Source organism: Mycobacterium basiliense (assembly GCF_900292015.1).
GTDB classification, from domain to species: Bacteria; Actinomycetota; Actinomycetes; order Mycobacteriales; family Mycobacteriaceae; genus Mycobacterium; species Mycobacterium basiliense.
The window spans coordinates 668,970-690,512 of sequence record NZ_LR130759.1 but is presented as its reverse complement, the minus strand read 5'-3'; the positions used below and the strand labels follow the sequence as shown (position 1 = coordinate 690,512).

Below are 21,543 nucleotides of genomic sequence, written 5' to 3'. Positions count from 1 at the left end.
CGTCTTGTTGGCGGCAATTGGGTCCGCCTCCGCACATCTGTCGGAACATTCTCTTAGTATTCGCTTATACGAGTTCGCGACATGGCCGAAAGATGAGGTCCGAGCAGACGTGACGGTTGAGTTGGCGCACCCGTCGACCGAACCGCTGGGATCGCGGTCGCCCGCCGAACCGGCCCATCCCCGCTGGTGGTTCGTGTCGACGACACCCGGACGCATCCTGGCCATCGGCCTGGTGCTGGCGACGTTGGGAGCCGCCAGCGCCTTCGCCACCTCGACCACCATCAACCACCGCCAACAAGTGCTGACGACTGTGCTCGATCACACCGAGCCGCTCTCGTTCGCCGCTGGACGGCTCTATACGACGCTATCGGTGGCCGATGCCGCGGCCGCCACCGCTTTCATCGCCCAGGCGGAGCCGCGCGCCGTCCGAGAGCGCTACGAACAGGCCATCACCGACGCGACGGTGGCCGTCACCCGAGCGTCGAGCGGGCTCACCGACGAGTCGTTGGTGCAGTTGCTGGGCCGGATCAATGCCGAATTGGCGGTCTACACCGGGCTGGTGGAAATCGCGCGGACCAACAATCGGGCGGGCAACCCGGTGGGGTCGTCGTATCTGTCGGAGGCCTCAGGCCTGATGCAGTTGACCATCCTGCCCGATGCCCAACAGCTCTACCAGGCGACCTCGGCGCGGGTAGACAGCGAAACCACCGCGTCCACCCAGATCCCGGCTCCGGTGATCCTGGTCGTCGCCACCACCGTGGTCTTCGGCGCCTTCGCACATCGCTGGCTGGCGCGACACACCAGGAGGCGGATCAACCCCGGCCTTGTGGTCGGTGGGCTCGGTATTCTCGTCATGGTGGTATGGGTCGGAACTGCGCTGACAATTTCTACGGCCGCGAGCCGCATCGCCAAGGACACCGCGGCCGAGTCACTCAAGACGGTCACCAACCTGGCGATCACCGCCCAGCAGGCGCGAGCCGACGAGACGCTGTCGTTGATTCGCCGTGGCGATCAAGAGGTCCGCAAGCAATCCTTCTATCAACGCATCGAAGGCATGCATCGCCAGCTCGACGAGTACATGGCCCGTCCCGACGCCGTCGACAAGCCCGATCTGCAGGGTGCCGAACAGTTGCTGGTCCGCTGGCAGCAGGCCAACGACCGAATCAACTCCTACATCTCGGTGGGCAACTATCGGGCCGCCACCCAAGTTGCGCTCGGCGAGGGAGAAGACGACTCCACGCCGGCGTTCGACAAGCTGGACGAGGCGTTGACCAGCGCCGTGGAACAAAGCCGCAACCACTTGCGTAACGACGTTCGCAATGCACGCCGGGGACTGGCCGGTGCCCAAGTCGGCGGCGTGGTGCTGAGTCTGGGAGCTGCCATCGCAGTCGCCCTCGGCTTGTGGCCAAGGCTGAAAGAATATCGGTGATGAACGGCCTGCCCAGAATTCGGCGGGCAGCTATCCTGCTCGCCACCGTGATGCTGTCCGCCGGTTGCGCCCACCCGGAGCCGTTGAAGGTCGAGGCGACACCGACGCTGCCGCTGCCCACACCGGTCGGCATGGAGGAGATGCCCCCGCAGCCCCCGCTGCCCGCGGACAGCACCAGCGACGACTGCAACCCCACCGCCAGCCTGCGTCCCTTCCCCACCAAAGCCGAAGCCGACGCCGCGGTGGCCAACATACGCTCCCGGGGCCGGCTGATCGTCGGACTCGATATCGGTAGCAACTTGTTCAGCTTCCGAGACCCGATCACCGGCGACATCACCGGCTTTGACGTCGACATCGCCGGCGAGGTGGCGCGCGACATCTTCGGCGACCCCTCGCATGTCGAGTACCGGATACTGTCGGCAGCGGAACGCATTACCGCACTGCAAAATTCGCAGGTCGACGTCGTCGTCAAGACCATGACGATCACGTGCGAGCGGCGCAAGCTGGTGAACTTCTCCACCGTCTATCTGGATGCCAATCAGCGCATCCTGACCTCGCGTGACTCGCTGATCTCGAAGGTCTCCGACTTGTCCGGCAAGCGGGTCTGCGTGGCCAGAGGCACCACGTCGTTGCGCCGCATCCGCGAGATCGCCCCGCCGCCGGCGATCGTATCGGTGGTCAACTGGGCCGACTGCTTGGTAGCGCTGCAGCAGCGCGAGATCGACGCCGTCAGCACCGACGACACTATCCTGGCCGGACTGGTCGAAGAAGACCCCTATCTGCACATCGTCGGCCCCAACATGGCCAATCAGCCCTACGGCATCGGCGTCAACCTCGACAACACCGGGCTGGTCCGGTTCGTCAATGGCACGCTGGAGCGCATTCGCAACGACGGGACATGGAACACGTTGTACCGCAAGTGGTTATCGGTCCTCGGTCCCGCGCCGGTACCACCGCAGCCGAGGTACGTGGACTGATGGCCAAAGCCGTGAACAAGGGTCTGCCGCAGCGGTCGGAGACGCCGTCGGACAGCGAATACCCCGAGGCCGCGGACGGTACCGGGGACGCCGTGAGCCCGGACAACCAGCCGGAGGAAGCGCAGACCGGCGCCGCCGCCGGGACCCGGCCGGCGGGTACCCAGGCGTTGTTTCGCCCCGACTTCGACGATGACGACGACAAGCTGTCCATACCGCTGGGGACCATAGATACCCAGCCGCAGGACCGGATGGCGACGCGGGCCCTCCCCCCGGTCAGACGGCTCGGTGGTGGGCTGGTGGAAATCCCGCGGGTGCCCGATACCGATCCACTCAAGGCGCTGATGACCGACCCGGTTGTCCCGGAGGCCAAGCGATTCTGCTGGAACTGTGGACGGCCGGTGGGTCGCAGCGACTCGAAGGACAAGGGGGCCGAGGGGCCCAAGGAAGGCTGGTGCCCCTATTGCGGCAGTCCGTATTCGTTCCTGCCGCAGCTCAGTCCGGGAGACATCATCGCCGGCCAGTACGAGGTCAAGGGCTGCATCGCGCACGGTGGAATGGGCTGGATCTACCTGGCTCTCGACCACAACGTCAACGACCGCCCGGTGGTACTCAAGGGTCTGGTGCATTCCGGCGATGCGGAAGCCCAGGCAATCGCGATGGCCGAACGGCAGTTCCTGGCCGAAGTGGTGCACCCGTCGATCGTGCAGATCTTCAACTTCGTCGAGCACACCGACAAGCACGGGGATCCGGTCGGCTACATCGTCATGGAGTACATCGGCGGCAAATCGCTCAAGCGAGGCCGCAAAAACGGGAAGGCCGAGAAACTTCCGGTCGCCGAAGCGATCGCCTACCTCCTCGAAATCCTGCCGGCCCTGGCCTACCTGCATTCCGTCGGCCTGGTCTACAACGACCTGAAACCGGAAAACATCATGCTCACCGAAGAGCAGCTCAAGCTGATCGACTTGGGGGCGGTGTCGCGGGTCAATTCGTTCGGCTACCTCTACGGCACCCCTGGCTTCCAGGCACCGGAGATCGTGCGAACCGGCCCCACGGTGGCCACCGACATCTACACGGTGGGACGCACTCTGGCAGCGCTTACGTTAAACCTGCCCACCCGCAACGGCCGATACGTGGACGGGTTGCCCGACGACGACCCGGTGCTGAGCACCTATGACTCCTTTGGCCGATTGCTGCGCCGCGCCATCGATCCCGACCCACGACGGCGGTTCGCCAGCGCCGAAGAAATGTCCGCGCAGTTGATGGGGGTGTTGCGGGAGGTCGTGGCCCAAGACACCGGGATTCCCCGGCCCGGGCTCTCGACGATCTTTAGCCCCAGCCGCTCCACGTTTGGCGTGGATCTGTTGGTCGCGCACACCGACGTGTATCTCGACGGCCAGGTGCACTCGGAGAAGCTGACCGCCAAGGAGATCGTGACCGCGCTGCAGGTACCGCTGGTCGATCGGACCGACGTCGCGGCCCCAGTCCTGCAAGCGACGGTACTTTCCCAACCGGTACAGACCCTCGACTCACTGCGCGCCGCTCGGCACGGCGCCCTGGACGCAGACGGCGCCGACCTTTCCGAATCGATCGAACTACCATTGATGGAAGTCCGTGCCCTGCTGGACCTTGGCGATGTCGCCAAGGCCACCCGCAAGCTCGATGACCTGTCCGACCGGGTGGGGTGGAGATGGCGGCTGGTTTGGTACCGAGCCGTCGCGGAGCTACTTACCGGCGACTACGACGCCGCGATCAAACACTTCACCGAGGTACTAGACACCTTCCCCGGTGAACTCGCACCCAAATTGGCGCTGGCCGCCAGTGCTGAACTCGCCGGTTACACCGACGAACACAACTTCTACAGAACGGTTTGGAATACCAACGACGGTGTGATTTCGGCGGCGTTCGGATTGGCCCGAACCCTGTCCGCCCGAGGCGATCGTGCCGGCGCGGTGCGCACCCTCGACGAAGTACCTGCAACGTCAAGGCATTTCACTACCGCGCGGCTAACCAGCGCGGTCACCCTGTTATCGGGGCGGTCGCAGAGCGAAATCACCGAGGAACAGATCCGCGACGCCGCGCGTCGGGTGGAAGCGCTGCCGCCAACCGAACCGCGCGTGCTGCAGATTCGCGCCTTGGTGCTCGGTGGCGCAATGGATTGGCTGCAGGACAACGAGGCCAGCACCAACCACATCCTCGGGTTCCCATTCACCGATCACGGGCTGCGGTTGGGCGTAGAGGCGTCGTTGCGCAGCCTGGCCCGCGTCGCACCGACTCAACGGCATCGCTACACGCTGGTCGACATGGCAAATCAGGTGCGCCCCGTCAGCACGTTCTGAACTGCGGGACGTGGCCGAGCCGCGTTCTGCTGGCGCGCCCACGCACACCGACCGCACCAGTTCTTGCGGCGATCGTCGGCTCACTGGCTACGCGAAACCGATTAGCCAAGTGACACCGATTGCGGCTCGGCGGCCGGCGATCTGCTCAGCGATTGGGACATCGTGCACAGATCATGCGATGAGTGACGTGGACGGATTCCTCGGACGATTGGGCATGTTGCTGAATTTTCGCCAATCTCCCGGAGTTCGGGCGAATTCAACCTAGTTTGAGGCCCGGGGCGTTGGGGTGGAAAACCTGGATCGGAGGCTAGCGATGTCGTATGTGGTGGCAGTTCCGGAGTTATTAGCCTCAGCGGCAACGGATTTGGCGGACATTGGCACAACAGTCGGTGCGGCGAACGTGGCGGCGTTGGGTCCGACGACTGCGGTGTTGGCCGCTGGTGCCGATGAGGTGTCGGTGGCGGCGGCCGCGTTGTTTGCCGAGCATGGGCAGGCGTATCAGGAATTGAGCACGCAGGTGGAGGCGTTTCATGCCCAGCTGGTGCGGGGCCTTAGTGGCGCGGGGAGCGCGTATGCGGACGTCGAATCGGCCAATGTCGTGTCGTTGCAGGCCTTTCAGGATGTTGCGCTGGGGGCGATCAATGGGCCTACGCAGGCGTTGTTGGGGCGTCCGTTGATTGGTGATGGTGCGAATGGTGCGCCGGGGCAGGCGGGGGGTGCCGGTGGGTTGCTGTATGGCAATGGTGGCAATGGTGGTGCCAGCGTGACTGCGGGTGTGGCCGGTGGTGCTGGTGGTGCTGCGGGGTTGATCGGCAATGGTGGGGTTGGCGGTGGTGGTGGCGCGGGTGCGGCCGGTGGCGATGGTGGAGCCGGCGGGTGGTTGTTCGGTAACGGCGGGGCGGGCGGTGCGGGTGGGACCGAGACCGCCGTGGGCTGGCCGGGTGTCCGCGGTGGAGCCGGAGGTGCTGGTGGGAGCGCCGGACTGTGGGGCGACGGCGGCGCCGGCGGGGCCGGCGGTGAGGGCGCTTGGGGGGGAGATGGCGTTGGCGACGGCGGCAACGGCGGCGCCGGAGGCGACGGCGGCAACGCCGGATTGCTGTTCGGCAGCGGTGGGGCTGGAGGCAACGGCGGCCATGCCGGCGGCGGCGGCGATGCTGGTCATACCACCAGGCCCCCCGGCAACGGTGGAGCCGGTGGCATAGGTGGGGCCGGCGGCGACGGCGGCAATGCCGGGTTGTGGGGCGACGGCGGGGCCGGCGGGCACGGCGGCGACGGCGGCGACGGCGGGGAGGGCGGCTTTCAATTGAACACGCTAAATGGCACGACCGGCGGCGACGGCGGCGGAGGAGGGGCCGGCGGTGCCGCCGGCGACGCCGGTCTGCTGTTCGGCAACGGCGGGCCGGGGGGCGACGGTGGCGGCGGCGGTGCTGGCGGCGTGGCTAAGGGCATCGACCTTCGGGGCAACCCCGGTGCCGCCGGCGCTGCTGGCGGCGGCGGCGACGGCGGCAATGCGGGACTGCTCTTCGGAAACGGCGGGGCCGGCGGGCACGGCGGCGACGGCGGCACCGGCGGCCAGGGCGCCTACGACACCGTCAATGACGATGGCGATGGCGCTGACGGCTGGGGAGGCGGCGCCGGCGGCGCCGGCGGCACCGGCGGCAGCGGCGGTTGGTTCGGCAACGGAGGGGACGGCGGGCACGGCGGTAGCGGTGGCACCGGCGGCAGGGGCGGCCTAGGCGTAGACGCCGGCGGTGCGGGTGGGGCCGGTGGTACCGGCGGGCAGGCCGGCGGCGGCGGCGCCGCCGGCCTGCTGTTTGGCAATGCTGGGACCGGCGGACAAGGCGGTAGCGGCGGGGTCGGCGGCGACGGCGGCTATGGCGGCACCACCGGCGGGGGCACGGGCGGTACCGGCGGTACCGGCGGTACCGGCGGCCTGGGCGGCAGCGGCTCAATCCTGACCGGGGACGGCGGGGTTGGCGGAAAGGCCGGCAGCGGGGGGCGCGGAGGTACCGGTGGTACCGGCTATGCCGTCGGCACCGGAGGTATTGGGGGCACCGGCGGTACGGGCGGCATTGGAGGCGGCGGTGGTGACACGTGGGTGTCCGGCAACGCTGGAGCTGGCGGCCAAGCCGGTAACGGCGGCCACGGCGGCGCCGGCGGTGGCACGTCGGTGCCCGGCAGCGCTGCGGCCGGCGGCAGCGGTGGCACCGGCGGCGTTGGCGGCGCGGGAGGCGACGCGCGGCTGTTCGGCAACGGCGGGGCTGGCGGCGACGGCGGCAGCGGCGGGCACCCCGATGTGCTCGGCGGGACCATGGGCGCCGGCGGCGGCGGCGGCTCCGGCGGGCATGCGCGACTGATCGGCGACGGCGGAGATGGCGGCGATGCTGGGCACGGCGGCATCGGCGTGCCCGGCGGGGTCGGCGGCGACGGCGGTGCCAGCGGGCTGCTGTTTGGCAAGCCCGGAGCGCAAGGGGCCTGATTCGTAACTGGCTACGACCTGCGTCGCTTGGGCCCACACCGTCTCGCGGATCCCGAAAGCGGCTGCGCCACAAAGGTTGCTGCGGTTCTTGCAGAGATTGGCCCATGTCCACCACGGCACCCCGGAGTAGCGCCGAATCTGGGCGCGTGGGAGTCCGGCGATGTCGCATGTAGTGGCAGTTCCGGAGTTATGCCGGAGCGGCGACGGATTGGCGATCATCGGCATGCCGGTCGGCGGCGCACCCTGCCGTCCGCTCCTGCGGCCGGTGCGCGCGGGGTTTGCTCTGGCCAGGCGCCGGGGCCGGCGTGACCCGGCAAGCCCACCATCGCTCAGGGGTCGGGACATCCTGCACAGGTCAGGCGGCGGCCGACCTGGGTGGATTCCGTCGACCGGTGGGCACGTTGCTGAATTTTGCGAAACTGTCAGATTCCGGTCGGCATCACACTACATTGAGTCGCAATGTGTGGTTGCTAATCACTGGGTGGAGGCTGGGAAATGTCGTCTGTAGTTGCGGTTCCGGACATGCTCGCCGCCGCGGCGGCCAACGTGGAAAGCATTGGCGCAGCACTTGGTGCGGCCAACGCGGCGGCCCTGGGCCCCACCACCGAGGTACTCGCCGCGGGCGCCGATGAGGTATCGACGGCGGTGGCAGCACTGTTTGCCAGCCACGCGCAAACCTATCAGGGACTGCGCACGCACGCCGAAGCATTTCATGCCCAATTTGTCCGAGCCCTCACCGGCGCCGGTGTGACCTATACCGCCGCCGAAGCGGCCAACGCCTCACCGCTACAGGCCCTCCAAGAAAACGTGCTGGGCGTGATCAATGCGCCCACCCAGACATTGCTGGGCCGCCCACTCATCGGCGACGGCGCCAACGGCGCGCCCGGACAAGCCGGCGGCGACGGCGGGCTGTTGTACGGCAACGGCGGCAACGGCGGTACCAGCACGACTGCCGGTGTGGCCGGAGGCGCCGGCGGTAACGCCGGGCTAATCGGCAACGGCGGAGTCGGCGGCGGTGGTGGGGCCAGCGCGGCCGGCGGGGCCGGCGGCGCCGGCGGATGGTTGCTCGGCAACGGCGGGGCCGGCGGTGCCGGTGGGACCGCGACCGCCGTGGGCTACCCGGGCGCTAACGGCGGAGCCGGCGGGGCCGGCGGCAGCGCCGGCCTGTGGGGCGCCGGTGGCGCCGGTGGGGCTGGGGGCGCGGGTGCGATGGGGGCAGACGGGGCCGGTACCGGCACCGGCGCAGGTGCCGGCGGGAATGGTGGCGCCGGCGGGAAAGCCGGCGACGGCGGGCTGTTGTTCGGCGACGGCGGCGTCGGTGGGGGCGGCGGAGCCGGCGGTCACGGCGGCGGCGATGTAAACGAACACACCCATGGTGCCGGCGGTGACGGTGGTACCGGCGGCGGTGGCGGCGGCGGCGGCCGCGGTGGGTGGCTGCTGGGTAACGGCGGCGCCGCCGGTGATGGCGGTGCCGGCGGTAACGGCGGCGCGGGCGCTCTGGACACGCCTAGTAGCGGCGGTGCGGGCGGCGCCGGTGGGGCCGGCGGCAACGCCGGCAGCGCCGGGTTGTGGGGTGATGGCGGGGCGGCGGGCGCCGGCGGTGACAGCGGTGACGGCGGCGATGGCGGGTTCGTGTTCGGTGGCACCGTCGGCAGCATGGGCGGTGCCGGCGCGAACGGGGGTGTGGCGGGTGCCGCCGGAAATGGTGGGCTGCTGTTCGGCAATGGCGGCGACGGCGCCGCCGGTGGGGACGGCGGTGCCGGCGGCAACGGCTTCCGCGACCAGGATGCCGGTGCCGGCGGTGTTGGCGGTGCGGGTAGCAACGCGGGCAAAGCGGGGCTGCTGTTCGGCAATGGCGGTGCCGGCGGGGCGGGCGGCGACGGCGGCAACGGGGGGAGCCATCAGGACAACGGCGTGTTCGGCGGCGATGGCGGCGCAGGCGGCAACGGCGGTGTTGGCGGCGCCGCCAGCAATGCCGGGCTGCTGTGGGGCGACGGCGGTGCCGGCGGTGCCGGCGGCGCCGGCGGCTCCAGCGGGGTCAGCAGTACGGTCGCTCTTGCCGGTGGCGCTGGTGGGGCCGGCGGGGTTGCCGGCAAGGCCGGGTTGTTATTCGGCAACGGTGGCGCCGGCGGCGACGGCGGTGCCGGTGGGACCGGCAGCCTTGCGCTCGGCAATTCCAACGGCGTCCCCGACGGTGGCGCCGGCGGGGCCGGGGGGGCCGGAACGGCCGGCGGCGATGCCGGCTTGTGGGGTAACGGCGGGGCCGGCGGGCACGGTGGCGCCGGCGGTCACGGCGGCGACAGCACCGCCAGCGGCGGGGGCGCCGGCGGGGATGCCGGGGCCGGCGGCGGCGGCGGAAGCGCCGGGTTGTTGGTTGGCACCGGCGGGGCCGGCGGCGGCGGCGGACACGGCGGCGGCGGCGGCCAAGGCAGCTTCGGAGGCGCCGGCGGCGGCCTCGGCGGCGCCGGCGGCGGCGGCGGCACCGGCGGGGCCGGCGGCAACGCCGGGTGGCTCTCCGGGGACGGCGGCACCGGCGGCCACGGCGGCAATGGCGGGGCCTCCGGCCAAGGAGGCAACGAAGGCGGCATCGGCGGCATCGGTCGCATGGGCGTCGACGGCGGCACCGGCGGGGACGCCGGTCGCGGCGGCAACGGCGGTCAGCTGTTCGGCACCGGCGGCACCGGCGGCAACGGCGGCACCGGCGGCACCGGTGGTCAAGGCGGTCAAGGCAATAGCGGCGGCGGCGGCGACGGCGGCGCCGGCGGCGGCGGTGGACTCGGCGGCGACGGCGGGGCCGGCGGTCAGCTATTGGGCGATGGCGGGGCCGGCGGGCGCGCCGGGGCCGGCGGGACCGGCGGGACCGGCGGGGCCGGTAGCGGTGACGGCGGCGATGGAGGGACCGGCGGCAACGGCGGCCTCACCGCCGGTCGCGGCGGCAGCGGCGGGTGGCTGTTCGGCGCCGGTGGGTCCGGAGGGTCCGGTGGGTCCGGCGGCACCGGCGGCACCGGCGGCTTTAGCTTCGCCAACACACCCGGCACCGGCGGCACTGGCGGCATCGGCGGGAGCGGCGGCACCGGCGGAAACGCCGCAGCATGGGGCGACGGCGGAGCCGGTGGAGCTGGCGGGACCGGCGGGACCGGGGGTACTGGCGGGACGAGCGGTAGTGGCCTACCCGACGGCGCTCCTGGCGGCGGCGGCGCCGGCGGGGATGGCGGCGACGGCGGCGTTGCGCGGCTGGTCGGCAATGGCGGCGCTGGCGGGGCCAGCGGCACCGGCGTTCCTAACGGGTCCGGCGGTAGCGGCGGCGCCGGCGGGCTACTGTCCGGTCAGCCCGGGACGCCGGGAACGTAGGTGTCACCCTGACGTCTGCAGCGCGGATGTGCAAGAGCGGGGCATGACGACACCCGCTCCAACCAAGACCCGTCCAACCTCACAGGCACGGAAGGCATCTTCGCGGAGATCGGCTCGGCGATTCGGATCCACCGGCGCCAGTACAAATAAGTTGCGCACCAACGCTATTCGCAATAGCGAATGTAGCGATCGGGCCGGGTCCTTGACCGCAGCGAACCGCGCCGAACACGCTAAAGCGGCTAACGGAAGCAAGCGCAGCGTTGCCCTGCCGCGCACCCCGACACCGGAGTAGCCAGAACCTAGCTTGCCGGGAAGCGTATTTTTACGTTGAATATGTTACATATTGTGCTGCAGAACAATGGTATTGGTCACGCATGCTTGACCACGTTCGACTACGCGTGCGGTGTGGATCGAGACGCACAGGAGCGAGATCTGTTGCTGCAAATCAAATACGATGCGCTGCGCTTGGCGGCCTATCGATCGGACCGCTGCAGACGAAGTGACGTTATACCCGTCATGAATGCTAGTTGTTGTGTTGCAACGTTTTCCGATGTTCTTGGACAATCTGTCGAATATTCGCGAACGTGCCGCATCGCGGGCAAAAGTCAGACTACGTCAAGTTTTGATGTGTGTCTGTTGATGGCCGGTTTGCCGGCCACGCGCAAACCTATCAGGGACTGCGCACGCACGCCGAAGCGTTTCATGCCCAATTTGTCCGAGCCCTCACCGGCGCCGGTGTGACCTATACCGCCGCCGAAGCGGCCAACGCCTCACCGCTACAGGCCCTCCAAGAAAACGTGCTGGGCGTGATCAATGCGCCCACCCAGACATTGCTGGGCCGCCCACTCATCGGCGACGGCGCCAACGGCGCGCCCGGACAAGCCGGCGGCGACGGCGGGCTGTTGTACGGCAACGGCGGCAACGGCGGTACCAGCACGACTGCCGGTGTGGCCGGAGGCGCCGGCGGTAACGCCGGGCTAATCGGCAACGGCGGAGTCGGCGGTGGTGGTGGGGCCAGCGCGGCCGGCGGGGCCGGCGGCGCCGGCGGATGGTTGCTCGGCAACGGCGGGGCCGGCGGTGCCGGTGGGACCGCGACCGCCGTGGGCTACCCGGGCGCTAACGGCGGAGCCGGCGGGGCCGGCGGCAGCGCCGGCCTGTGGGGCGCCGGTGGCGCCGGTGGGGCTGGGGGCGCGGGTGCGATGGGGGCAGACGGGGCCGGTACCGGCACCGGCGCAGGTGCCGGCGGGAATGGTGGCGCCGGCGGGAAAGCCGGTGACGGCGGACTGTTGTTCGGCGACGGCGGGGCCGGCGGCGACGGCGGCGCCGCCGGTCACGGCGGCGGCGATGTAAACGAACACACCCATGGTGCCGGCGGTGACGGTGGTACCGGCGGCGGTGGCGGCGGCGGCGGCCGCGGTGGGTGGCTGCTGGGCAACGGCGGCGCCGCCGGTGATGGCGGTGCCGGCGGCAACGGCGGCGCGGGGTCGTGGGGCACTGAAGACAGCAACGGTGGCCTGGGTGGCGCGGGTGGGGCCGGCGGCAACGCCGGCAGTACGGGGTTGTGGGGCGACGGCGGGGCCGCCGGTAGCGGCGGCAGCGGCGGCAGCGGCGGTGACGGCGGATTCAGGTACAGCACGACCAATAGCACTGGCGGAGATGGGGGGACCGGCGGCGCCGCCGGTAAAGCTAGCGACGGTGGGCTGCTGTTTGGCACTGGTGGGACTGGCGGCACCGGCGGTGCCGGCGGGATCGGTGGCGCCGGTGGCGAAGGCACCGTCTCCGGCGCCAACGGTGCCCCCGGCGGAAATGCCGGAAACGCGGGCGCGGGCGGCACCGGCGGGTGGTTCTTCGGCAACGGCGGGGCGGGCGGACAGGGCGGTAACGGCGGCGCGGGCGGCATCGGCGGGTTTGGCGGCGACGCCGCCGGTGAGGGTGGTGCCGGCGGAACGGGCGGGGATGCCGGCGCGGGCGGCAGCGGCGGCTGGTTAGTCGGCAACGGCGGCTTCGGCGGTCAAGCCGGCGGCGGCGGCAACGGCGGAGCCGGGGGCGATGGCTTCGACACCAAAGGCGGAAACGGCGGCATGGGCGGCAGCGGCGGCAGCGGCGGGACGGCAGGCAGCGGTGCACAGCTGTTCGGCGGCGGCGGCGCCGCCGGTGGTCACAGCGGGCAGATCGGCAACGGCGGCGCTGGTGGGCAAGGCGGCGCCGGAGGACAAAGCGGTGGGGCCGGCGGGGGCGTGGGCGCCGGCGGGGATGGCGGCGCCGGCGGCGACGCGCAGCTGATCGGTGACGGTGGACACGGCGGGGCCGGCGGGACGGGCGTGCCTAACGGGTCCGGTGGCAGCGGCGGCACCCAGGGGATGCTGTTCGGCCAACCCGGTAAGCCGGGCAGCTAGCCTCGATTTTTCGCGCCGGTGGGGTTCGGCGGCGCCGGGCCGTGAAAGTCGGTGAGTGCAGGCTGTGTTAGGCCTAAGGCATATTTGACTGCCCCGCGTCGCCGGGTCGGGCGGGCTTTCCAGGGGCCGGTGGATCTTCTGGTTCGCGGGACAGGGGTTGTCGCTGTCGGGGGAAGACGGCGCGGAGTTCGATGCCAGGCGGCGGCGATTGTTGCGGCCCATCGCCGGGTGGCGTCGATGCGAAGGCGGCTTCGGCGGACGCCGCGGGTGATGCCGGCGGCGATGTGCAGGACTCGGTAGCGGGACGTGGTGATCTCGGCGCGGGCCAACTCGGGGCGGCGGTGAATCCGATGATTTTGGTCCAGGAAACCAGATCTGCTGCAGTCAGGACGATTTCGACCCAGGCGGCATTGGCGCCAAAGCCATGGCAGGGCAGGTTGGCCAGACCAGCGGCTTTGGCTTCACGGATGCGGTCTTCGACGCGGGCGTGTTTGCGATAGCGCAGTTCCAAGCCGGCGAGTTGTCCTGGAACCACCCCGGGTGCGGTGTCAGTGATGAAGGCAGTCAACCTCCCGCCGTCGGTATCGGTGAACCGCAGCTGCGCCCGTGGGTGTGGGGCGTTCTTTGCGCAAGACTGGCCGGGTTCCGATCGGCCACGAGACCAGGTACCGGGTTGGTGGCCTCGGCACCCCCAGGCCCCGTCGCGGATGCCGCCGTCGGTGTCGATCATCGGGTACCAGCCATCGCCGAGGTTGGGGGGGTGTCCACGGGGTCTTGCACCCGCCAATCGGCGGGGTAGCCGAACGAGTACCCCACCCCGGCGGTGCGGCAGGCCGTGGCGAAATCATGGGTGGCCCGGGCGGTATCGCAGCGCTTCAGCGCCCGCGATCTTGGGGGCGGTCCAAAACGCCGGCAGCGGGTGGTGTCCGTAGGTTTCTTCCGGGTCGGCGCCGCCAGTTCTTTGTTGTCGGAGTGGTCGATGACCAGGTTGGCCCCAATGTCGATGTGCAGCCATTGCCCCGCTGTGGGGGCCGCCAGCGGTCCAGGTAGGTGTGCGGCGGCGATCCGTTCATCGACCAGCCGCGGCGGTGACCTGCGCCGACAACCCGTGCGGTTAGCGAGCTCACGCACCATGGCCATCCCGGCATGCGACCCGACTCCATGACCGTCGATCGACACTTTCAGCTGGAACGATTGAACCCTACAGAAGTCTAATTCTTCTTGCAGGACAGTCACTTTCGAATATCTACACCCAGACCTCACAATATTTCGCAAATAATCCGGTCTGGTGCGGACTGCTTTTGATTCGCCGAACGCCCCGCCAGCCGTTGTTGCGCATCAGCCGGATCAACCAACCCTGTTCTCCCCAATCGCATTTGGACCGAACAGCCGAAAATATTCCTCGCGTTCGGTGTAGGTGTTGCCGTCAACGCCGCCGAAATATGGGCGGACCCACTCTGTTCGGCCGGCACTTCATCTTCTTCACCTGGCTCGCCGCCGACAGATGTTTCCCCGACAAACGGACCACATTCGTCCAGTGCGCCCGCTAGCGCGACATCGACTGTTTCGCAACCACTTGCACCAGCGGCCATCATCGGCAAATCCGGGTGGGCCGACTGTCTCAACCAGTTCCCGCGCACTCACGTGTGACCGCCGTCGCAGAAATTGTTGGGTTACAAGTTACTTCGTGACCGGCGTTCCCCGGGGGCACCCACGACGTGCCCGGGTCGATGGCCTTCGGCACCTATACAGCGCTCCCGGGGCCCGCGAAATTCTGCTCATTCTGTATTTGCTGCTACACCGGCAGGGTTGTCGCCACCAGCGCGAGAACCCCTTGCGGGACAATGCTTTTTCGAACCGCTCCGACAAGTCATCGCGTCCATCAAGAACACCCCCAAGACGCGATTGGACTCGAGCGTCACGGCGGGCGCACCATCGCCGGCGTCTGCGTCCGCGTCCTTCCACGAGTCCTTACGCCGACCGCGGCGACCTGGCACAACCACAGCCAGCCGACTCATCCTGCGCTCACTGATCGCCTACGACAACTAACCAGTGCGGCCCGATCATGACCGGTAACCGCAGCCTGGTGCGGCAGTACGGCGGACCGGGCTCGCACCGACCGAAAGAGCTGGGATTCGCAGAGCTAGTGTGCATTTCGCATGGTCCGGTGTGCATTTCATACGGTCTTGTTGGCCGGTAGCCGGACAGTGCGCCAATCGCCTCAATGGGCATTGACGGATGTAGTAGCGTCCGCTTCCATCCGCGTCTGCCGAGCATGTTGATGCTTGTTTGAGGTTGCCGCGGCCGAGGAAGTGGAGGTCCGTCTATGTCGTCGTATGTGATCGCAGTACCCGAAGCTTTGGCCGCAGCCGCAACGGATTTCAGCGGGATCGGCGAGGCGGTCAGGCGGGCCAGCGCGGCGGCGGCGGGATCGACGACGAATCTGCTGGCGGCCGGGGCTGATGAGGTGTCGGCGGCGATCGCGGGGCTGTTCGGCTCCCATGCGCAGGAGTATCAGGCGCTTAGCGCACAGGTGACGGTGTTTCACGATCGGTTTGTGCAGACCATCGCTGCGGGGTCGGGCGCGTATGCGGCCGCTGAGGCCGCCAACGCGTCGCTGTTGCAGACCATTGAGGCCGACGTGCTGGCGATGATCAATGCGCCCACCAAGGCGTTGTTTGGGCGCGCGCTGATCGGTGATGGCGCCAACGGGGCCGCGGGCAGCGGGCAGGCCGGCGGGGCTGGCGGATTGTTGTGGGGCAACGGCGGTGACGGCGGCTCCGGGGCGGCCGGACAGGCCGGCGGGGCCGGAGGGAATGCCGGGCTGTTCGGCAACGGCGGCAACGGCGGAACTGGCGGGGCCGGTGGTGTCGGCGGTGGCGGTGGTGCGGGTGGCTGGTTGGGCGGGTTTGGTGGGGCTGGCGGGACTGGGGGGGCCGGTGGGGCCGGCGGCGTTGGGGGTGCCAGTCGGGCGCTGTTCGGGTTCTCCGGCGGTGCTGGCGGTACCGGCGGGGCCGGCGTTGCCGGTGGTGTGGGTGGTGTCGGCGGGGCTGGCGGTGCGGCCTGGGGGCTGCTGAGCAATGGCGGCCCCGGTGGCACCGGCGGGCTTGGTGGCAGCAGCGGGACCTTCGGCGTGGCCGGCGGTACCGGCGGCGCCGGCGGTGTTGGTGGTCATGGTGGGCTGTTCGGGGTCGGCGGTCACGGCGGCCTCGGTGGTGGTGGCGGACTCGGCGGCGCGGCCACCGCCGGCTTTGCCGCCCCTGGCGCCGCCGGAGGGGTCGGCAGCGCCGCCGCCGGCGTCGCCGGTGGTGTCGGCGGGCTCGGCGGGATAGGCGGGGCTCCCGGCACCGTCACCACCATCACCGTCGGCGACGCTCCGACCGGGGTGGCGGTGAACCCCGGCGGCGACGTCTACGTCACCAACCGAGGCGACGGCACGGTGTCGGTGATCAACCCCGCCAGCAACACCGTCATCGGATCACCCATCGGCGTCGGCTCAAATCCGACCGGAGTGGCGGTCAATCCCGGCGGCTACGTCTACGTCGCCAACTCCGGCAGCAACACGGTGTGGGTGATCGACCCCACCACCAACACCGTCACCGGAACACCCATCCCCGTCGGCGACTTTCCGTTCGGGGTGGCGGTCAGTCCCGGCGGCCACGTCTACGTCACCAACCGGGTCGACGGCACGGTGTCGGTGATAGACCCCACCACCAACACCACCGTCTCCGGAACACCCATCCCCGTCGGCAACACTCCGTTCGGGGTGGCGGTCAACCCCGGCGGCGACGTCTACGTCACCAACCTGAGCGGCGGCACGGTGTCGGTGATAGACCCCACCACCAACACCGTCACCGGAACACCCATCCCCGTCGGCAACAATCCGTACGGGGTGGCGGTCAACCCCGGCGGCAACATCTACGTCACCAACCAGGCCGACGGCACGGTGTCGGTGATAGACCCCACCACCAACACCGTCACCGGTACACCCATCGCCGTCGGCAGCGGGCCGTTCGGGGTGGCGGTCAACCCCAACACCGGCTACGTCTACGTCACCAACCATTTCAGCAACACGGTGTCGGTGATCGACCCCACCACCAGCACCGTCACCGCGACCATCGACGTCGGCGCCCTTCCCTTCGGGGTGGCGGTCGACCCCACCACCGGACACGTCTACGTTGCCAACATAGATAGCGGCACCGTGTCGGTGATCAGTGGTTAGCTAGGAGGCCAGCAAGCTCAGCGGGTCCGACTGGGGCCCGCATGCACAACGTCGATCGGCGGCGCACCCCGTCGCGGACGCACCCGCACACCGCATCAGACGTCGGGCGAAAGCGCTCGGATGCAGTCCCTGGCTATGGCCAGTTCTTCATTGGTCGGCACCACCAATACGGCAATGGGCGAGTCATCAACGGAAATGCGCCGCACACCGCCCGACGGGCTAGCGTTACGGTTCCCGGCAAGGTCGATACCGAGCTCGGCCAATCCGGCTAATGCGTCGCGGCGCACCGCCGCGTCGTGCTCACCGATCCCCGCGGTAAAGCTCACCACGTCGGTGTGGCCGAGCACCGCCAGGTAGGCACCGATGTACTTCCGTAGCCGATGGATGAACACGTCGTAGGCCAATTGTGCTGCGACGTCGCCTGACTCGATCAGCTTATGAAGCTGGCGGAAATCGCGTTCACCAGCCAGGCCGAATACTCCCGATCGGTGGTTGAGCATCGACTCGATATCATCCACACCCATCTTCGCGGCGCGCCACAGGTAACCGATTACACCGGGGTCCAGGTCACCACTGCGGGTGCCCATCACCAAGCCTTCCAATGGGGTCAGACCCATCGACGTCTCGACCGGCCTGCCCCCGGCGATAGCCGATGCCGATGCGCCGTTACCCAGGTGCAGCACAATCTGATTGAGCTCACCGAGCGACCTACCCAAGAACTCTGCGGCGCGTTGGCTGACGTACTCATGCGAGGTCCCATGAAACCCGTAGCGGCGGATCTTCCAGACTTCAGCCAAGTCACGGTCGATCGCGTAGCTGGCAGCGGCGGCGGGCAGGTGGTGAAAGAACGCCGTATCGAACACCGCGATGTGCGGGACCTCGGGCAGCAATGTGCGCGCCACCCGGATGCCCAGTATCGCGGGTGGATTATGCAGTGGAGCCAGCGCAGACAGCTCCTCTAGCCTGCCGATCACCGCCTCATCTAGCACCGTCGGTTCGTAGAAGTCCTGTCCTCCGTGCACTACCCGGTGCCCGACCGCCACCAGGCCACAGGTCTGCAAGTCAATGCCGTGCTGGGACAGCATGTCAAACACCAGATGCAGGGCCGCGTCATGGTCGGGCACCGATGACGAATCTTCACCGATCTGCTCGACGTTGCCGACCGCCAGCGACCTGCCGGAGTCCGGCTCGACAAGTTGGTATTTCAGCGAGGAAGATCCCGAGTTGAGCACCAGGACCACTTGATTACCCGTCATCTGCCGCCTTGCGCCTGAATAGCAGTAATGGCAACGGTATTCACGATGTCCTCGACCAGAGCACCGCGGGACAGATCATTTACCGGCTTGCGTAGGCCTTGAAGCACCGGGCCGATCGCGATCGCCCCCGCCGAACGCTGCACGGCTTTGTAAGTGTTGTTGCCGGTATTGAGGTCGGGAAAGATCAATACCGTCGCTCGGCCGCCCACCGGTGAGTCATGCATCTTAGTGGCCGCGACCGATGGATCGACAGCGGCATCGTACTGAATCGGCCCGTCGACCAGCAGCTCTGGATCTCTTTCTCGGATTAATTGCGTTGCAGACCTTACCTTTTCAACGTCAACCCCGGTACCCGAGTCGCCAGTTGAGTAGGAGAGCATGGCCACCCGCGGGTCGATGCCGAACTTGGCAGCTGTACGAGCCGAACAGATGGCAATGTCTGCGAGTTGCTCGATCGTAGGGTTGGGGATGATCGCGCAGTCGCCGTATGCCAGCACCCGGTCCGGCAGGCACATCAGGAAAATACTGGAGACAGTGGAGACACCCGGAACGGTTCTGATGATCTGCAGCGCCGGGCGAACGGTATGCGCTGTGGTGTGCACCGCGCCGGACACCATGCCGTCGACCATGTCATTGAACACCAACATGGTGCCGAAATACGTCGCGTCGTGCATGATTTCGCGGGCCTGCTCGACCGTTACGCCTTTGGACTTGCGCAATTCCGAATACTGTTCGGCGAATTGCTCATTCAGCTCGCTGACTCGCGGGTCGATGACTGTCGCGCCGTCCAGGCTGACGCCGAGTTCCGATGCCCGCAGGCGGATATGGGCCTCGTCGCCCAAAATGGTGAGGTCGGCAACCGAGCGCTGCAGCAGACGGCCCGCGGACTTGAGGATGCGGTCGTCGTCACCCTCTGGCAACACGATGTGTTTGCGCATGGAACGGGCCTGCTCCTGCAGCTGGTGAACGAACATCTGTGGTGTAGTGACCGTCGGGATGGGAATTGCCAACTGCTCCACCAGGTCTGCCATGTCGACGTGGCGATCCATCAGTCCCAGGGCGGTGTCGATCTTGCGCTGCGATGTCGCGGTGACCCGGCCCCGGGCCGACGCCGCCGCGCTGGCCGTGTCGTAGGTACCGGCGGTGGTGGCAATGATGGGTAGCCGCAGCCGCAGTCCCGCGACCAGGGCCGCAATCGACGTATGCAACTCGAAACCACCGTTGAGGATGAGGCACGACAGCGACGGAAACCCTTGGGCACCATGGGCGCTGGCAACAGCGAGCACCACGTCGGAGCGATCACCCGGCGTGATGACGGCCATGCCGTCACGCAGCCGCTCCAGGCAGTGGTCGGCGGTCATGCCGGCGACCATCACATCCATGACCTCACGTTCGAAGAGTTCCGTGTCGCCGCGGATCGCCTTACCCGCCACTGCTGTCTGCATTTCGGCGACGGTGGGAGCGGCCAGCAGCGGCTCCTCGGGCAGCACGTAGTTTCGCGGGCCGAATCCGCTCAGCGCCCGCGCGACCTCAGCCAGCCGCGCGGGATCACAGCGATTGGCCAACACCGCGGCAACGTGAGCACGTTGGCCAGACAGCTCTTCCAAGCAGACCCCGACGACGCTGGCGATCTCGTCGGGTGTGCGACCCCAGCCGCGCACCGTCAGCAACACCGGCGCGCCGAGATTGGCCGCAATCCGCGCATTAACCGATAGCTCGGCTGGGCTGGCCACATCGGTGTAGTCACTGCCGACAATCACTACCGCGTCGCACATCGTTGCCACCGCGTGGTAAGCCTCGACGATGGCCACGATGGCAGCGTCCCGGTCGTCGTGCAACTGTTGGTAGGTGACGCCTATGCACTGTTCATACGGCACGCCCGCGGTGGAGTGCGCGAGCAACAGCTCCAGAATGTAATCGCGTTCCTGACGGGATGTTCGGGTAATTGGGCGGAACACACCAACTTTGGCCGCGCTAGCCGCCAATCGGTGCAGCAGGCCCAGCGCGATCGTTGACTTGCCCGTCTCCGACTCTGGCGCCGCGATGTAGATCGCAGAGGTACCGGCCGGCCGCTTAGGTTCAGCCAAGTTTCCGCAATCTAGGTGCCAGATCCTTTTCGAAGAGCTCCAGGAACCGGCGCTGATCGTGCCCGGGGGCGTGGAACACGAGGTGGTTGAGACCCCATGTCACATACTGGCCCACCTTTTCGACCGCCTCGTCGGGATCCGACGCCACGATCCAGCGCTTGGCGATCTGTTCGATGGGCAATGCGTCGGCGGCCTTTTCCATCTCGATCGGGTCATCGATGCTGTGCTTCTGCTCGGCGGTCAACGAGAGCGGCGCCCAAAATCTGGTGTTGTTCAGCGCCAATTCGGGATCCGGATCGTAGGAGATCTTGATTTCGATCATTTTGTCGATCTCGTCGACGTTTCGGTTGGCGGCGACCGCCCCCTCCAGCACCGCGGGCATCAGCTTTTCGGTGTACAGCTCCTCGCCCTTGCCGGATGTACAGATAAAGCCATCGCCGGCGCGGCCGGCATATTTCGCCACCGCTGGCCCGCCGGCCGCGATATAGACGGGAACGCCCCCCTCGGGCACGTCATAGATCGAGGCGCCTTTGAGGCGGTAATAGTCACCGGCAAAGTCGACGCGGTCGCCGCCCCATAGTTCGCGCATGAGCCGCACCGATTCACGCAGCCTGGCGAACCGCTCCTTGAACTCTGGCCAGGCGCCTTCGTATCCGGTGGCGATCTCGTTCAGAGCCTCACCGGTGCCCACTCCGAGGAAGACGCGATTCGGATACAGACACCCCATGGTGGCGAAGGCCTGCGCGATGACAGCGGGGTTGTAACGAAAGGTGGGAGTGAGCACCGAGGTGCCCAGCAGCAGTCGCTTGGTGCGTTCGCCGACGGCGGTCATCCAGGCCAGCGAAAACGGAGCATGCCCGCCCTTGTGCCGCCACGGCTGGAAGTGGTCACTGACGGTGGCGCTGTCCATGCCGCGGGCTTCCGCGACGACAGCGAGTTCGACGAGTTCGCGCGGTGCGAATTGTTCAGCGGATGCCTTGTACCCAAGTTTTAGTTCAGCCACCAGTTCT

11 protein-coding genes and 1 pseudogene are annotated in these 21,543 nt (G+C 68.3%); 7 read left to right on the top strand and 5 right to left on the bottom strand.

Going from position 1 to position 21,543, the window contains the following annotated elements:
* Nucleotides 1-109: 109 nt before the first annotated feature.
* The 6 genes from glnX (at nucleotide 110) to MB901379_RS02905 (ending at nucleotide 12,968) form a co-directional block, all read left to right on the top strand.
* The gene (gene glnX, locus MB901379_RS02930; protein ID WP_158015286.1) at nucleotides 110-1,429 is read left to right on the top strand and encodes a protein kinase G-activating protein GlnX; all 1,320 of its coding nucleotides are present in this window, start codon (nucleotides 110-112) and stop codon (nucleotides 1,427-1,429) included.
* A complete protein-coding gene (locus MB901379_RS02925; RefSeq protein ID WP_158015285.1) occupies nucleotides 1,429-2,406 on the top strand; it encodes a glutamate ABC transporter substrate-binding protein in 978 nt (325 codons plus the stop codon). The genes glnX and MB901379_RS02925 overlap by 1 nt, the downstream gene beginning before the upstream one ends.
* Nucleotides 2,406-4,742 carry a serine/threonine-protein kinase PknG gene (locus MB901379_RS02920; protein ID WP_232021970.1) on the top strand — a complete coding sequence of 779 codons (2,337 nt, stop codon included), beginning with the start codon at nucleotides 2,406-2,408 and terminating at the stop codon, nucleotides 4,740-4,742. The genes MB901379_RS02925 and MB901379_RS02920 overlap by 1 nt, the downstream gene beginning before the upstream one ends.
* Before the next feature lie 313 nt (nucleotides 4,743-5,055).
* Nucleotides 5,056-7,221 (top strand): PE family protein, encoded by a 2,166-nt coding sequence (locus MB901379_RS02915; RefSeq protein WP_158015284.1) that lies wholly within the window; start codon nucleotides 5,056-5,058, stop codon nucleotides 7,219-7,221.
* Nucleotides 7,222-7,716: 495 nt separating this feature from the next.
* Nucleotides 7,717-10,572 (top strand): PE family protein, encoded by a 2,856-nt coding sequence (locus MB901379_RS02910; protein ID WP_158015283.1) that lies wholly within the window; start codon nucleotides 7,717-7,719, stop codon nucleotides 10,570-10,572.
* A gap of 629 nt (nucleotides 10,573-11,201) precedes the next feature.
* On the top strand, nucleotides 11,202-12,968 hold the full coding sequence (locus MB901379_RS02905) for a PE family protein (RefSeq protein ID WP_158015282.1): 1,767 nt from the start codon (nucleotides 11,202-11,204) through the stop codon (nucleotides 12,966-12,968).
* A gap of 194 nt (nucleotides 12,969-13,162) precedes the next feature.
* Here the strand turns inward: MB901379_RS02905 and MB901379_RS02900 are convergent.
* Both MB901379_RS02900 and MB901379_RS02895 read right to left on the bottom strand, forming a co-directional pair.
* Nucleotides 13,163-14,195 (bottom strand): annotated as a pseudogene (locus MB901379_RS02900) (transposase); the annotation flags it as partial.
* Between the two features lie 32 nt (nucleotides 14,196-14,227).
* Nucleotides 14,228-14,563, bottom strand: coding sequence for a hypothetical protein (locus MB901379_RS02895; RefSeq protein WP_158015281.1), 336 nt, complete (start codon nucleotides 14,561-14,563; stop codon nucleotides 14,228-14,230).
* Between the two features lie 731 nt (nucleotides 14,564-15,294).
* On the opposite strand from MB901379_RS02895, the gene MB901379_RS25150 reads away from it, so the two are divergent.
* Nucleotides 15,295-17,190 carry a PE domain-containing protein gene (locus MB901379_RS25150; protein WP_158015280.1) on the top strand — a complete coding sequence of 632 codons (1,896 nt, stop codon included), beginning with the start codon at nucleotides 15,295-15,297 and terminating at the stop codon, nucleotides 17,188-17,190.
* Nucleotides 17,191-17,285: 95 nt separating this feature from the next.
* Here MB901379_RS25150 and MB901379_RS02885 read toward each other — a convergent pair whose 3' ends face one another.
* The 3 genes from MB901379_RS02885 to fgd are packed head-to-tail and all read right to left on the bottom strand — an operon-like array spanning nucleotide 17,286 to nucleotide 21,536.
* Nucleotides 17,286-18,446, bottom strand: coding sequence for an acetate kinase (locus MB901379_RS02885; protein WP_158015279.1), 1,161 nt, complete (start codon nucleotides 18,444-18,446; stop codon nucleotides 17,286-17,288).
* Complete coding sequence (pta, locus tag MB901379_RS02880; protein ID WP_158015278.1) at nucleotides 18,443-20,533, bottom strand: phosphate acetyltransferase; 2,091 nt, start codon at nucleotides 20,531-20,533, stop codon at nucleotides 18,443-18,445. Before pta ends, MB901379_RS02885 begins: the two co-directional genes overlap by 4 nt.
* Nucleotides 20,526-21,536 (bottom strand): glucose-6-phosphate dehydrogenase (coenzyme-F420), encoded by a 1,011-nt coding sequence (fgd, locus tag MB901379_RS02875; RefSeq protein ID WP_158015277.1) that lies wholly within the window; start codon nucleotides 21,534-21,536, stop codon nucleotides 20,526-20,528. The genes pta and fgd overlap by 8 nt, the downstream gene beginning before the upstream one ends.
* Nucleotides 21,537-21,543 lie beyond the last annotated feature (7 nt).

Coding starts and splice junctions, on each gene's coding strand:
- MB901379_RS02925 (WP_158015285.1), top strand. CDS start 1,429: ATGAACGGCCTGCCCAGAATTCGGCGGGCAGCTATCCTGCTCGCCACC.
- MB901379_RS02920 (WP_232021970.1), top strand. CDS start 2,406: ATGGCCAAAGCCGTGAACAAGGGTCTGCCGCAGCGGTCGGAGACGCCG.
- MB901379_RS02915 (WP_158015284.1), top strand. CDS start 5,056: ATGTCGTATGTGGTGGCAGTTCCGGAGTTATTAGCCTCAGCGGCAACG.
- MB901379_RS02910 (WP_158015283.1), top strand. CDS start 7,717: ATGTCGTCTGTAGTTGCGGTTCCGGACATGCTCGCCGCCGCGGCGGCC.
- MB901379_RS02895 (WP_158015281.1), bottom strand. CDS start 14,563: ATGATGGCCGCTGGTGCAAGTGGTTGCGAAACAGTCGATGTCGCGCTA.
- MB901379_RS25150 (WP_158015280.1), top strand. CDS start 15,295: ATGTCGTCGTATGTGATCGCAGTACCCGAAGCTTTGGCCGCAGCCGCA.
- MB901379_RS02885 (WP_158015279.1), bottom strand. CDS start 18,446: ATGACGGGTAATCAAGTGGTCCTGGTGCTCAACTCGGGATCTTCCTCG.